We start from the raw sequence: 12,760 nt of genomic DNA on the forward strand, positions 1-12,760 counted from the left end.
GATTCTTCATGAACCTGTCTCCCCGCGAAAAGGACAAGCTTCTGATCTCGATGGCGGCGATCGTGGCCCGCCGTCGGCTGGACCGCGGCGTCAAGCTCAACCATCCCGAGGCGATCGCCATCATCTCCGATTTCATTCTCGAAGGCGCACGCGACGGCCGCACCGTCGCCGAGCTGATGCAATCCGGCGCGCAGGTCCTCACCCGCGACCAGGTGATGCCGGGCATTCCCGAGATGATCCACGACATCCAGGTCGAGGCGACGTTTCCGGACGGCACCAAGCTCGTCACCGTGCACGAGCCGATCAGGTAATTCGAATTCGTCATTCCGGGGCGCCCGCAGGGCGAACCCGGAATCCAGAGATTGTTGATCGAGATCCCGGCCTTCTCGCTGCGCGAGCCCCGGAACGACGAGGAGGATAGAATGATCCCCGGCGAACTCTTCATCCAGGACGGCGAGATCGAGCTCAATGCCGGCCGCAAGACCGTGACGCTGACGGTCGCCAACACCGGCGACCGTCCGATCCAGGTCGGCTCGCACTACCATTTCTTCGAGACCAACCCCGCGCTGAAATTCGACCGCAAGAAGGCCCGCGGCATGCGCCTCGACATCGCCGCCGGCACTGCCGTCCGCTTCGAACCCGGCCAGACCCGCGACGTGCAGCTTGTCGCGATGGCGGGGAAGAAGACGATCTACGGCTTCCGCGGCGACGTCATGGGGAAGCTGTGATCTTAGCAGGAACGAGCGCGGCGCGGCACGGTTGAGGCGGAAACGGAGGTATTTCCCATGCTCTCACCCATCCGCCTCATCTCTGAAGCTGCCGAACTCGCCGCGCAACGTCACAACGGGATGGTGCGCAAGGGACGCGGCAATGAGCCCTACATCAATCATCTCGCCGAAGTCGCGAACCTGCTCGCGACCGCGACCGATGGCGCCGATGCCGAACTGGTCGCGGCCGGCTGGCTGCATGATTCGATCGAGGATACCGACACCACGCGCGAGGAGCTGGCGCAGCGACTTTCCGAGGGCGTTGCCTCGCTGGTCGCGGAGTGCACAGACGACATGAGCCGGCCGAAGGCTGAGCGCCGGCAGAAGCAGATCGAGGACGCGTCCCACAAATCGCCGGGCGCCAAGCTGATCAAGATCGCCGACAAGATCAGCAACATCGGCGCGCGCATTCATACGGATCCGACCACCGAAGAGCGTGACGACCTCGCCGACTACAGCGATTGGGCCGAGCAGGTGGTGGCCGGCTGCCGCGGCGGCAATGCGTGGCTCGATACGAAATTCGATGATGCCGTGAAAGCAGCGAAGGCCTTGCTGTGAGTCACCAAACAATCAAACGCAAACGGGGCTTGTGATGTCCGTCAAGATGAAACGTTCCGTCTATGCCGACATGTTCGGCCCGACCACCGGCGACAGGGTGCGGCTGGCCGACACCGACCTCATCATCGAGGTCGAGAAGGATTTCACCATTTATGGCGAGGAGGTGAAGTTCGGCGGCGGCAAGGTGATCCGCGACGGCATGGGGCAGTCGCAGGTCACCAACAAGCAGGGCGCGGCCGACACCGTCATCACCAATGCGCTGATCGTCGATCACTGGGGCATCGTGAAGGCCGACGTCGCGATCAAGGACGGCATGATTTCGGCGATCGGCAAGGCCGGCAATCCCGACATCCAGCCGGGTGTCACCATCATCATCGGTCCCGGCACCGACGTGATCGCGGGTGAGGGCAAGATCCTCACCGCCGGTGGCTTCGACAGCCACATCCATTTCATCTGCCCGCAGCAGATCGAGCACGCGTTGATGTCAGGCGTCACCTCGATGCTGGGCGGTGGCACCGGCCCGTCGCATGGCACCTTCGCCACCACCTGTACGCCGGGACCGTGGCACATGGGGCGGATGATCCAGTCGTTCGATGCCTTCCCGGTCAATCTCGGCATCTCCGGCAAGGGCAACGCCTCGCGGCCCGCCGCCCTGGTCGAGATGATCAAGGCCGGCGCCTGCGCGCTGAAGCTGCACGAGGACTGGGGCACGACGCCCGCCGCGATCGACAACTGTCTCTCGGTCGCCGATGCTCACGACATCCAGGTGATGATCCACACCGACACGCTGAACGAATCCGGCTTCGTCGAGGACACGATCAAGGCCTTCAAGGGCCGCACCATCCATGCCTTCCACACCGAGGGCGCCGGCGGTGGTCACGCCCCAGATATCATCAAGGTCGCAGGGCTCAAGAACGTGCTGCCGTCCTCGACCAACCCGACCCGGCCCTTCACGCGCAACACCATCGACGAGCATCTGGACATGCTGATGGTGTGCCACCACCTCGATCCCTCGATCGCGGAGGATCTGGCATTCGCCGAGAGTCGTATCCGCAAGGAGACCATCGCTGCGGAAGACATTTTGCACGATCTCGGCGCGCTCTCGATGATGTCGTCGGACTCGCAGGCGATGGGCCGGCTCGGCGAGGTCATCATCCGGACCTGGCAGACCGCGGACAAGATGAAGAAGCAGCGCGGGTCACTGCCGCAGGACAAGGGCAAGGACAACGACAATTTCCGCGTCAAACGCTACATCGCCAAATACACCATCAACCCCGCGATCGCGCACGGCGTGTCGAAGCTGATCGGCTCGGTCGAGAAGGGCAAGCTCGCCGATCTCGTGCTGTGGTCGCCGGCCTTCTTCGGCGTCAAGCCGGATTGCATCGTCAAGGGCGGCACCATCGTCGCAGCTCCGATGGGCGATCCCAACGCCTCGATCCCGACGCCGCAGCCGGTGCATTACCAGCCGATGTTCGGCGCCTTCGGCAAGGCGCGCACGGCATCGTCCGTGGTGTTCACCTCGAAGGCCGCGATCACCGGCGGTCTCGCGCGAAAGCTCGGCATCGAGAAGAAGCTCTATGCGGTCCAGAATACCCGCGGCAAGATCTCGAAGAAGAGCATGATCCACAACGACGCCACGCCCAATATCGAGGTCGATCCGGAGACCTATGAGGTCCGCGCCGACGGCGAATTGCTCACTTGCGCACCCGCCGAGGTGCTGCCGATGGCGCAGCGATATTTCATGTACTGAAATAGCGCCTCGACGCATGTCCCCGGCAAGCGTCCGGGGGCGGCTTTTACGGTTTTGCGTTCGATCCCGCCTGGTCTAATGTCCCGCCCGGTATCGTAACCCAGAAGAAAAGCCGGGAGGATTTCTCGTGATCTATGTCGTTGCCACCCTGACCATCAAGCCCGAGACGCGCGCCGAATTCATTGCAGCCGCCACCGCCTGCATCAAGGAGACGCGGAAGGAGCCCGGCAATATCGCCTATGATCTGCATGAAAGCGTCACCGATCCTGCCAAGATGGTGTTCGTCGAGCAGTGGGAGAACGCCGAAGCGCTGGTGCCGCATCGTGGCATGGAGCACATGAAGACGTTCGGTCGCGTGGCGGTCAAGTGCTTCACGGCACCGCCGAAGATCGAGGTGATCACGCCCGAGAAGGTCGAGACAAGGTAACGGGGTAAAAGCGCATGATCCGGGCGACGCAGGTCAGGGGACAGCACCGCTTCACGGAAGCGCCGGCGGATACGGTGGTGCTCGATTTCGACGACCGTCACCGCCGCCGCATGGCGATGACAGGAACGCGGGGGCTCGAATTCCTGCTCGACCTGGAACAGGCGGTCGCACTGCGCGGCGGCGATGCGCTGGTGCTGGAGGACGGCCGGCTGGTCGAAGTGGTCGCGGCGCCCGAGCCGCTGCTGGAAATCCGCGGCCGCGATCCGCATCACCTCATCCGCGTCGGCTGGCACCTCGGCAACCGTCATCTGCCGACGCAGATCATGGCCAAGGCCCTGCGCATTCGCCGCGATCACGTCATCGAGGCGATGGTGAAGGGCCTCGGCGCGCGCGTGATCGAGATCGAGGCGCCGTTTGATCCCGAAGGCGGCGCCTATGCGGATGCCGGCCACGCGCATGGCCATGACGATCATGCGCATCATGATCACGGGCATCATCATGACCATGGTCACGATCACCACGGCCATGATCATCACGCTCATGACCACCAACACCATGATCACGCCGCGCATGATCATGGGCACGATCATCACCATCACCACGACGAGCATTGCGACCATCCCGACCATCACCACGGCCACAAGCATGCTCATGACCACAAATGAGCCGGTCAACGCCGGCGGCCTCGCCGAGGGCGAGGCGGCGGCGCTGTACCGGCTGATGACCTGGCTGTCGCCGGCGTTCCCGGTCGGCGGCTTCTCCTATTCCAGCGGCATCGAATGGGCGGTCGAGGTGGGCGACATCGTCGATACGGCCACGCTGGCCGACTGGCTCGACGCAATGCTCGGCGACGGCTCCGGCTTTTGCGACGCGACGTTTCTGGTGCATGCCTATCGTGCTGCTGAGATGGGCGAAGATGCGACCTTGCGCGATATCGCCGAGCTCGCCGCGGCCATGGTGCCGTCGCGCGAGCGGCAATTGGAGACGAGCTCGCAGGGCCGCGCCTTCATCGACATTGCCCGCGCCGCGTGGGATGCCGATGGGCTGGATGCCATGGTTGCGGCATGCCGCGCGCCACCGGTTTATCCGGTCGCGGTCGGTGTGGTTGCCGCCATGCACGGCGTGCCGCTGGCGCCGACGCTGCACGCCTTCCTGCATGCTGTCGTCTCGAACTGGATTTCCGCGGCCAGCCGCCTCATTCCGCTCGGCCAGACCGACAGCCAGCGCGTGCTGGTGAGGCTGGAAGCCGCGGTGGCCTCGACTGCGAATCGTGCGCTGAGTGCGACATTGGACGATCTCGGCAGCGCGACCTTCCGCGCCGACCTCGCCAGCCTGCGGCACGAGACACAATATACACGGCTGTTCCGCTCGTGAGAGCGGCGCAGCCCTCAACCCATCGAGAGCGAGCGAATTACATGTCGAAATCTCACGGCCCCTTGCGTGTCGGCGTCGGCGGTCCGGTCGGATCGGGCAAGACCGCGCTGATGGACCTGCTCTGCAAGACCATGCGCGAGCGCTATGACATCGCCGCGATCACCAACGACATCTACACCAAATGGGATGCCGAGTTTCTGGTGCGTTCGGGCTCGCTGACGCCGGACCGCATTGCCGGCGTCGAGACCGGCGGCTGCCCGCACACCGCGATCCGCGAGGATGCCTCGATGAATCTCGCCGCGGTGGCGGACATGCGCGCCAAGTTTCCGGGGCTCGATCTCGTGCTGATCGAGTCCGGCGGCGACAATCTCGCTGCCACTTTTTCCCCGGAGCTGGCCGACCTGACCATCTACGTCATCGACGTGGCCGCCGGCGACAAGATCCCGTCCAAGGGCGGCCCCGGCATCACCCGGTCCGACCTGCTGGTCATCAACAAGATCGACCTCGCCCCCCATGTCGGCGCCTCCCTGGAGAAGATGGACACCGACGCCAGGCGCATGCGCGGCGAGCGTCCCTTCGTCATGACCAATCTGAAGAAGAGCGAGGGCCTTGACCGCATTGTCGGCTTCATCGAGGCCAAAGGCGGCCTGAAACGGACGGGCTGACAGCGCGACGACTTGGCGCATGCTTTTTTCGCCGTTAACCTTGGGGCCGGGCCGCAGCCACGGAACAAATTTCGGACACGGCGATTAATTACCTCCGGTGCCCGGTCAATTCATCCCGGCCAGACCATCGGCCGGGCGGATTAAGCTTTCCAGGCGACCCAAGTTGCGTACCGATGCCTCCTCCTTCATTATCTCTGCCACCGGGGTTCACCCTGTTTCGGCACATGGCCGTTCGAGCGGCGTTCATATGCTCCTTGTTTATTGCCGACCTCCTGCTTTCGCCTGAGTAGTCGCGTGGTCCGGCTGGGTTTCATCATCGGTTTTATCGCTCTGCTCGGAGCCTTGCTCTCCGGGCTTGCGGCTTATCGCGTCCACGACCAGGAGCTGGCGCTGGACCGGATCGCGCTTGCGCGCGCGATCGACGTTCATGCCAGTCTGGTCCAGGACCGGCTTACCGAGCGCGAGCTGCTCGCACGCGTCGCCTCGGGCCTGTTCCGCACACCATCCGTGATCAAGCCGAACATGCTGGAGCCGCTACGCTCGGCCATCTACGCCTTCAAGACCGATTTCGTGGTGGCCGGCTGGATCGCCCGGCTGAAGCCGAACGAGCTTACGGCGGCGCAGGCCGCCATTGGAGGCGCCGGCTTCCCCAATCCGAAGATCCGCACCTTTGACGACAAGCCGATCAATCCGGCCGAGATCACCCAGCCGATCGATGTGCTGTTGGATCTCGAGCCGCGCAGCGACGAGACCAAGGCTCTGCCTGGCCGTAGTTACGACCAGGATCAGGTTCGCAGCGCCATGTTGACACGGGCCCGGCTCGAGAAGCGGTCGGTGGCTTCGGACCCAATTCCGCTGTTGCGCGGCAACGGGCCGGTCGGGATCATTGTGGCAGCTCCCGTCATTCCCGAGGGTGCGACCGAGCCAGCCGGGTTCGTCACGTTTTCCTACGAACTCGCCTCGCTGATGCTGACCAATGACGATATGTCGTTGTTCTCGGTCGCGCTCAGGGACCCGCGCAAGGAAGGCGGCGAGCTCGTTGCCAACGACCAGGGCATCGTCTCCACGCGCATGACGACGACGGACGGGCCGACGCCATCGGCGACGCGCACGGTGAGCTTCGGCGGCCGTGACTGGCAGCTGGGTTATTACGCCAAGACCAACTCGGCGCGTCGCGCCGAGCAGACCGCGATCATCGTGGCGGCGATCGGCTTTGCGATCACTGCGATGGTGTGCGGCCTGTTCGGCTATGTCGCCTACAACAATCTGCGGCTCAGCCGGGAAATCCAGGTCAGAATCGGCTTCGAGCGCCGGCTGACCGCGGTGATCGACGAGCTCAACCACCGGGTCAAGAATATCCTTGCAGTGATCCAGTCGATCGTGACGCGCACCTTGCGTCACGGCTCGGACATCGACGTCGCCCGCGAGCTTCTGATCGGGCGCATCCATGCCATGTCCAACGTGGTCTCGCTGCTCAGCGAGAGCCAGTGGCAGGGCGTCAAGCTGAAGGGCCTGTTCGAGGCGCGCGCCATCCCCCATGCTGACCGCATCGCCGTCACGGGGCCTGATATCGCGGTCAGCGCGCGCGCGGCGCAGAGCCTTTCGCTGCTGTTCTTCGAACTCGCCTCACATTCCGACGAGGGCCTGTCGCTGGTTGGAAAACATCCGCACATCACCGCCAGCTGGACGGTGACGGGCGAGGGAGCCGACGAGGTCTTCCATTTCCGCTGGGAGGAGCTCAACACCAGCGAGGCGACCCGCCGCCCCGATTCCGATTTTGGCCTGATCCTGCTCGACCGTGTCGCCCCCGAAGCGCTCGGTGGCACCGCCAAGCGCTATTTTACCGACGCCTCCTATGTCTACGAGCTGACCGCGCCGATGGAGACGGTGATCGACATGACCGAGCGCGACCGCACGGACAAGATCTCCGCGCCGGTGAGGCCTGCGCGATAGAAGCCGCCGGCTTAAGCCTCGGCCTAATCCTGGGGCCTAACCCTTGGGGCTTAACCCTTGGGCCGCAACACCAGGTCGACCAGATTGCGGGCGTAGGCGGGCGTGATGGGCGCGATGCCGAAGACGTAGCGATAGAACAGGCTGCCATAGATCGCGTCGTAAAGATCCTCAGCCTGCCCTTCGGCCAGGATGCTGCCGTCGTTCTGGCCTGCCGCGATCATCTCGACCAGCGCGTCACGACGGAATTGCAGATAGCGGGCATAGAACAGCTCGGCCGAGCCGGTTTTGGAAATGCATTCGGAGATCACCGCGAGCTGGACCTTGCCGAACTCGCCCTGGAGCGCCTCGGCGTAGGCTGCGGCATGGCGGCGGGCGCGTGCCGCGGGGTTGCCGGAGCCCTCCGGGGGCAGCGGCAGCATCTGCGCGGCATGTTGAAGAAAGGCGTCGATCAGGAGCGCCTCGCGGGACGGCCACCATTTGTAGATCGTCATCTTGGAGACGCTGGAGTGGCGGGCGACCGCGTCGATGGTGGTAGCGGCAAGGCCGGTCGAAGCCATCAGCGCATAGGCGCTTTCGAGAATCGCGTTGCTGGTCTCGATCGACCGAGGCCGGCCGCGCCGGGGCGTGCTCTCGGTCTCCCCACCCCCGCTTTTCACCATCGCCACGCCCGGTCTCCTCACGCAGAGCTTCTCCGCATAGCGCAGCCGCTGCTTTCGGCCTAGCAGAATCGCACGATTCTCTGGCCAGAGTGTTTTCGAGCGAAGTGGATCCCGGCTCGCGTGGAACCTAAAGCGCGATGACGATTCCTCCTCATCGCATCGCGCATTAGGTCTGCTGCCGCAAGACCTTCGGCAGATCCTGCCACTTCGACCAGGCGACGTAGTAGGCCACCGCGGTCATCGCGGCGAAGCCGGCGAGGCTCACCACGATCTGCATCACCACCAGATTGGCGCTGGTGATCAGGATGAGATGGCCGGCAAACGAAAGGAATACCCCGACGCAGAACACGGCGAGCCATTCCTCGCCGCATCTGATGACCGCCTGCAGCGGCTTCAATTGCAGGCCGGGATGATCGGCCGGAATGAGATGGGTCGCCAGAAAGGCGAGTGCGAGGAAGTGAAGCACGCGATAGGGCGCAAGGTTTTCCTTGTCGGTCGGCGCGATGCTGTCGAGGAGGATGTCCGGCAGGTAAGCCGACATTGCCGGCGAATGGCGCAGCAAGGTGATGGCCATCGCGAATACGAGATAGGTGCCGGCGAGAATCCGCAGCCAGGGCATGTCGCGTAGCGCGCGTCCGGGCGCGCCTGTCACGGCGAACCAGCCCCCGAGCACCATCAGCATCTGCCAGCAGAGCGGATTGAAGGTCCATTCCTGGTCCGGATAGACCCGGAAATTCCAGTCGAACCAGCGTGCGGCAAGGTACAGCGCGACCGATGCCGCCAGGGTCAGGTTCGGCCACCGCAACAGGCCCCACAGCGCGAACGGAAAGAAGGCCATCAGCGGGATCATCAGCTGCAGGAGGTCGAGGTTCAGCGGCTCCTCCTGGAGCACGAGGCCGCGGACCAGGATCCTCAGCGGGTGCTCGAGGATGCCCGAGATGTTGTATTCGTGGATGATCTCCGGCGCCATCGATTGCGAGGCGACGTAGGCGATGGTGTCGATATAGATCACGAACAGCACGACATAGGCGGCGTAGAGTCGCCAGACGCGGCGGAAGATGCGCGTCGCCGCCACGAGGTAACCCCGTTCAAGCTCCATCCGGCCGTGGATGATGGCGACGCCATAGCCCACGACGAACACGAACAGGTCGGCGGCGCCGCTGAAGCCGAAATTGCGCAGCGTCAGCAGGTTGACGACGTTGTTCGGGATATGGTCGACGAAAACCGACCAGTTGGCGATACCGAGCGTCAGATACAGCCTGGCGTCGTGATGGAATGCGGCGAGGTTCGCCTTAACGGACGGTTTCATTGATTAAAATAGCTTTGGGAATCAGGGTGATACTTTTAACGGCAACTGCCTGCCCATCCGAGTAGCGTTTGCGTGATGGCTGGGGGCATCCGCCGTTATGGCGCGAAATTGCGCGGTGTCTTATGGACGTTCTGATTGATGCGCTCGGAGGACTTACAACGAAATTTTCTAACCTGTTCTTACCGCTATTCGGCGGGCTCGGCCGACGCCTCGTCAGGAACGCCGGCGCGACTCGCCATGATGCCGAGCGCGACGCCTCCGATCGCCAGGATCGGCAGCAGTCGCTTGACCCCGATGGCACGAACGATCTGCAGCCCGGTGGCGAGCAGCATGGGGTCCGCGAGCATGCTCTGCGCTGCCGACTTGGCGGCGCGCTCGGCCGCGATCCGGGCACGCTTCTGCACCTCGCGCTTGTAGCCCCAATAAGAACCTACCGCTGCCAGCGTCAGCAGGAAGAAGATGCCGGCGCCGGTCAGACAGGCCTGCACCGGGCCATATTTCTCGAGCACCGAGATGAAGGCGGCCGCGCAAAGGAAGCACGTCGTCACGAACAGCGCGAAGGCCGCGCCCGCGGCAAGCGAGGTCAGCCGCACCGTCGTGCCGGTGGATGCACTGATCCCGTCGATGATGCGCTGAAACATGGCCCTCGCTCCTCAGTTCCCCGCAAGCCAAACCATCACGGGCCGACACCGGCAATGCGCCGGTGCCGACGCCTCAACTCGCGTCCCGCAAATCTTACCGGCGCCAGGCGGCACCGATCAGAAAGCCGATGCCGAGCGCGAGTCCGACGGTCGCAAGCGGCCGCTGTGTGATCGCGTCTTCGAGCGTCTCCTCGATCGAGCCGTAGGCTTCCTGGGCCGCGCCCATCATTGCACTGCCGCGCTCTGACACGTCGTCGAGCGCGGTATCCATGTTCTCGCGCGCCTGACGATAGCCGCGGCGGGCCTGCTTGCTGGTGGAATTGGCAAATGTGTTGAGCGCGTCGGTGATCTGGTCGGTGAGGGCGGCGATATCGCTTTTCACGGCTGCTACATCCTTCTCGAGGCGTTCTCTGGTGGCTTTGTCGGTCCAGTCTTTCATCCCGGCTTCGGCATCGGTCGTGGACATCGGGAGCTCCAAACTGTTGACGGCTGAGATAGCCGGAAAACGTTTCGTCGTCGGGGAAGTTCCGTTCGCGGAAACCGGTCAGTCCTGCGGAAGCTGCGGCCCATCCGCCGGTAACAGATGCTCCTTCAGGATCAGCGCGACGATCAGGAGCGGCGACGACAGGAATGCGCCCATTGGGCCCCACATCCAGGTCCAGAAGGCCAACGCGAGCAGGACTGCTAGTGCATTCAGCGCCAGCCGCCTGCCAATGATCGTGGGGGTGATGAAGTGTCCTTCCAGAAAGGTAAGACCGCCGAAAGCGAGTGCCGCCATCAGGCCGCCGCTGATGGTCGGAAAGGCGACCAACCCGACCACAACCAGCACCGCGAACATCGCGACCGGCCCGATGATGGGGATGAAGTTGAGCGTTGCCGCGAGCGCGCCGAGCCCGGCCGGATTGGGCATTTTAGTGAGCGCGCAGATGAGACCGGTGCCGACACCGACGCCGACATTGATGAGGGTCACCGTCAGGAGATAGTTGCCGAGATGTACCTCGATCTCGTTGAGAATCCGGAGCGTGCGGAGCCGCGCGTCACGATCGCTAAAGGTCATGATCATGGCCCGCCGCAGGTCGCGCCAGCTGGCGATGAACAGGATGAGGGTGACGAAGAATAGCAGGAATTCGGTAAAGGTCGGTGACAGGAATTCGAGGGTCGGCTGCACCCACTCGACTTTCGGCATCTGGAAGTTCGGCAGCCCTTCCGATCCGCCGACCATGGTCTGCAGCTCGCGCCACAGCGCCAGCGGCCGGTCGAACACGTGCAACTTGTCCTTCAGTTGCGCGCCGAGCTCCGGCAGGCGCGTGCTCCACTCCATCACCGGAGAGGCGATCAGCGCCACCACGAAGGCGACCACGGCGGTCCCCGCGACCACAATCAGAACGGCACCTACGCTGCGCGGCACCTTGTACCGCTCCAGAAAGCCCGCCGCCGGCGACAGCATGGTGCCGGTGACGAAGGCCATCACGACCGGCAGGAAGAAAGCTCTTCCAACGTAGAGCACGGTAACGACCGCAATCAGTAACAAGCCGGCAAGCGCGAAGGCGACGAATTCTGTGCGGCGGATGACTGGCGGCAGCTCGATATGGCTGTCGGGAAGCGGGCTGCCTTCGCTGTTGCCGGAAATCAGACTTTCACTGGGAAGGACGCGCACAATCTCTCTCCCGCACGGAAGCCTCGCACCGCGCGCCCATTGATTTGCCGATAATGCGCGAGCGGCGCGGCGGTTCCATCGCGGCTTCGTGAACGCGCGCTCGCTTGACTGTGACAAGGATGCCGCGCGAAGGGCCGGAACCTGTATCGCTCCCGCGGCGTTTGTTCGCAAGCGCATCACCCTGATGCACGCATCCAACGGGGCAGCACATGACAAAGTTCTCTGCAGTCCGTCGCAGCTTCTCGCCGCGCGCCGTCACCGCCTTCGCCTTCGCAACCGCTCTGCTGACGGTGCCTTTCGATGGCGCGAGCGCGCAGACATTCGGCTATGCTCCGATGCAGCCGCAGGCATATCCGCAGGACCAGGGTTATGCGCAGGGCTACGTGAATGAAGCGCCGCAGCCGCAGGCGGCGGACGAGGATGCCCAGCTGCCCGATCGTCTGCGCAAGCAGATCGTCGGCTTCGACCGCAGCGAGCCGGCCGGCACCATCGTCATCGATACCAACAACACCTATCTCTACTACGTGCTCGGCAATGGTCGTGCGATCCGTTACGGCGTCGGCGTCGGCCGCGAAGGCTTCACCTGGTCCGGCGTGCAGAGTGTCAGCCGCAAGGCGGAATGGCCGGACTGGCATCCGCCGGCCGAGATGATTGCGCGCCAGCCCTATCTGCCGCGCTTCGTCGCCGGCGGTCCCGGCAACCCGCTCGGGGCGCGTGCGATGTATCTCGGCTCCAGCGAATACCGCATCCACGGCACCAACGATCCCTCTACGATCGGCAAGTTCGTCTCCTCCGGCTGCATCCGCATGACCAACGAGGACGTCACCGACCTGTTCAGCCGCGTCAATGTCGGCGCCAAGGTCGTGGTGCTGCCGAAGAACGCGCCGCTGATGGCCAAAGGCAGCGACCCCGCGCGTAAGCGTCCAGCCGTGACGGCGATGCCGTCGGGCCGGCAGGCGCTGAACATCGCGACGTCGGCTGTGAACTAGGAGTAAGAGTG

15 protein-coding genes are annotated in these 12,760 nt (G+C 63.9%); 10 read left to right on the forward strand and 5 right to left on the reverse strand.

Annotated features, from left to right (window positions below; genetic code table 11):
• Window positions 1-8 precede the first annotated feature (8 nt).
• From GGD65_RS35425 to GGD65_RS35465, 9 genes are all read left to right on the forward strand, one after another.
• On the forward strand, window positions 9-311 hold the full coding sequence (locus GGD65_RS35425; protein WP_007605424.1) for an urease subunit gamma: 303 nt from the start codon (window positions 9-11) through the stop codon (window positions 309-311).
• Window positions 312-422: 111 nt separating this feature from the next.
• Entirely contained in the window at window positions 423-728 is a 306-nt protein-coding gene (locus GGD65_RS35430) for an urease subunit beta (protein ID WP_026202067.1), read from the forward strand.
• Window positions 729-785: 57 nt separating this feature from the next.
• Window positions 786-1,325: an HD domain-containing protein gene (locus tag GGD65_RS35435; RefSeq protein WP_183238228.1), complete on the forward strand. Its 540-nt coding sequence runs from the start codon at window positions 786-788 to the stop codon at window positions 1,323-1,325.
• A 34-nt stretch (window positions 1,326-1,359) separates the two neighbouring features.
• On the forward strand, window positions 1,360-3,075 hold the full coding sequence (gene ureC / locus GGD65_RS35440) for an urease subunit alpha (protein ID WP_179738081.1): 1,716 nt from the start codon (window positions 1,360-1,362) through the stop codon (window positions 3,073-3,075).
• Window positions 3,076-3,202: 127 nt separating this feature from the next.
• Window positions 3,203-3,502 carry a putative quinol monooxygenase gene (locus tag GGD65_RS35445; RefSeq protein ID WP_018318764.1) on the forward strand — a complete coding sequence of 100 codons (300 nt, stop codon included), beginning with the start codon at window positions 3,203-3,205 and terminating at the stop codon, window positions 3,500-3,502.
• 14 nt (window positions 3,503-3,516) lie between these two features.
• Window positions 3,517-4,167, forward strand: coding sequence for an urease accessory protein UreE (locus GGD65_RS35450; RefSeq protein WP_018318763.1), 651 nt, complete (start codon window positions 3,517-3,519; stop codon window positions 4,165-4,167).
• Window positions 4,148-4,876 carry an urease accessory protein UreF gene (locus tag GGD65_RS35455; RefSeq protein ID WP_183238261.1) on the forward strand — a complete coding sequence of 243 codons (729 nt, stop codon included), beginning with the start codon at window positions 4,148-4,150 and terminating at the stop codon, window positions 4,874-4,876. Before GGD65_RS35450 ends, GGD65_RS35455 begins: the two co-directional genes overlap by 20 nt.
• A gap of 41 nt (window positions 4,877-4,917) precedes the next feature.
• Window positions 4,918-5,541 (forward strand): urease accessory protein UreG, encoded by a 624-nt coding sequence (gene ureG, locus GGD65_RS35460; RefSeq protein WP_018318761.1) that lies wholly within the window; start codon window positions 4,918-4,920, stop codon window positions 5,539-5,541.
• Between the two features lie 294 nt (window positions 5,542-5,835).
• Window positions 5,836-7,494, forward strand: coding sequence for an HWE histidine kinase domain-containing protein (locus GGD65_RS35465; RefSeq protein WP_179738084.1), 1,659 nt, complete (start codon window positions 5,836-5,838; stop codon window positions 7,492-7,494).
• A gap of 50 nt (window positions 7,495-7,544) precedes the next feature.
• Here the strand turns inward: GGD65_RS35465 and GGD65_RS35470 are convergent, their stop codons facing one another.
• From GGD65_RS35470 to GGD65_RS35490, 5 genes are all read right to left on the reverse strand, one after another.
• A complete protein-coding gene (locus GGD65_RS35470; RefSeq protein WP_179738167.1) occupies window positions 7,545-8,153 on the reverse strand; it encodes a TetR/AcrR family transcriptional regulator in 609 nt (202 codons plus the stop codon).
• 166 nt (window positions 8,154-8,319) lie between these two features.
• Window positions 8,320-9,462, reverse strand: a complete 1,143-nt coding sequence (locus GGD65_RS35475; protein WP_018318758.1) for an OpgC domain-containing protein — start codon at window positions 9,460-9,462, stop codon at window positions 8,320-8,322.
• 185 nt (window positions 9,463-9,647) lie between these two features.
• Window positions 9,648-10,103, reverse strand: a complete 456-nt coding sequence (locus tag GGD65_RS35480) for a hypothetical protein (RefSeq protein WP_183238229.1) — start codon at window positions 10,101-10,103, stop codon at window positions 9,648-9,650.
• Window positions 10,104-10,197: 94 nt separating this feature from the next.
• Window positions 10,198-10,569 carry a YqjD family protein gene (locus tag GGD65_RS35485; RefSeq protein WP_026202065.1) on the reverse strand — a complete coding sequence of 124 codons (372 nt, stop codon included), beginning with the start codon at window positions 10,567-10,569 and terminating at the stop codon, window positions 10,198-10,200.
• 78 nt (window positions 10,570-10,647) lie between these two features.
• The gene (locus tag GGD65_RS35490) at window positions 10,648-11,760 is read right to left on the reverse strand and encodes an AI-2E family transporter (protein ID WP_018318756.1); all 1,113 of its coding nucleotides are present in this window, start codon (window positions 11,758-11,760) and stop codon (window positions 10,648-10,650) included.
• A gap of 209 nt (window positions 11,761-11,969) precedes the next feature.
• Between GGD65_RS35490 and GGD65_RS35495 the strand changes: the two genes are divergently transcribed.
• Window positions 11,970-12,749 (forward strand): L,D-transpeptidase, encoded by a 780-nt coding sequence (locus GGD65_RS35495; RefSeq protein WP_018318755.1) that lies wholly within the window; start codon window positions 11,970-11,972, stop codon window positions 12,747-12,749.
• Window positions 12,750-12,760: the final 11 nt, after the last annotated feature.

This window comes from Bradyrhizobium sp. CIR18 (assembly GCF_014198295.1).
GTDB lineage: Bacteria > Pseudomonadota > Alphaproteobacteria > Rhizobiales > Xanthobacteraceae > Bradyrhizobium.

What these genes read in the sequence shown, in the direction of transcription:
- GGD65_RS35485 (WP_026202065.1), bottom strand. Translation starts at nt 10,569, where the DNA reads ATGTCCACGACCGATGCCGAAGCCGGGATGAAAGACTGGACCGACAAA.
- GGD65_RS35450 (WP_018318763.1), top strand. Translation starts at nt 3,517, where the DNA reads ATGATCCGGGCGACGCAGGTCAGGGGACAGCACCGCTTCACGGAAGCG.
- ureG (WP_018318761.1), top strand. Translation starts at nt 4,918, where the DNA reads ATGTCGAAATCTCACGGCCCCTTGCGTGTCGGCGTCGGCGGTCCGGTC.
- GGD65_RS35455 (WP_183238261.1), top strand. Translation starts at nt 4,148, where the DNA reads ATGCTCATGACCACAAATGAGCCGGTCAACGCCGGCGGCCTCGCCGAG.
- GGD65_RS35430 (WP_026202067.1), top strand. Translation starts at nt 423, where the DNA reads ATGATCCCCGGCGAACTCTTCATCCAGGACGGCGAGATCGAGCTCAAT.
- GGD65_RS35425 (WP_007605424.1), top strand. Translation starts at nt 9, where the DNA reads ATGAACCTGTCTCCCCGCGAAAAGGACAAGCTTCTGATCTCGATGGCG.
- GGD65_RS35495 (WP_018318755.1), top strand. Translation starts at nt 11,970, where the DNA reads ATGACAAAGTTCTCTGCAGTCCGTCGCAGCTTCTCGCCGCGCGCCGTC.
- GGD65_RS35480 (WP_183238229.1), bottom strand. Translation starts at nt 10,103, where the DNA reads ATGTTTCAGCGCATCATCGACGGGATCAGTGCATCCACCGGCACGACG.
- GGD65_RS35470 (WP_179738167.1), bottom strand. Translation starts at nt 8,153, where the DNA reads ATGGTGAAAAGCGGGGGTGGGGAGACCGAGAGCACGCCCCGGCGCGGC.
- GGD65_RS35435 (WP_183238228.1), top strand. Translation starts at nt 786, where the DNA reads ATGCTCTCACCCATCCGCCTCATCTCTGAAGCTGCCGAACTCGCCGCG.
- GGD65_RS35475 (WP_018318758.1), bottom strand. Translation starts at nt 9,462, where the DNA reads ATGAAACCGTCCGTTAAGGCGAACCTCGCCGCATTCCATCACGACGCC.
- ureC (WP_179738081.1), top strand. Translation starts at nt 1,360, where the DNA reads ATGTCCGTCAAGATGAAACGTTCCGTCTATGCCGACATGTTCGGCCCG.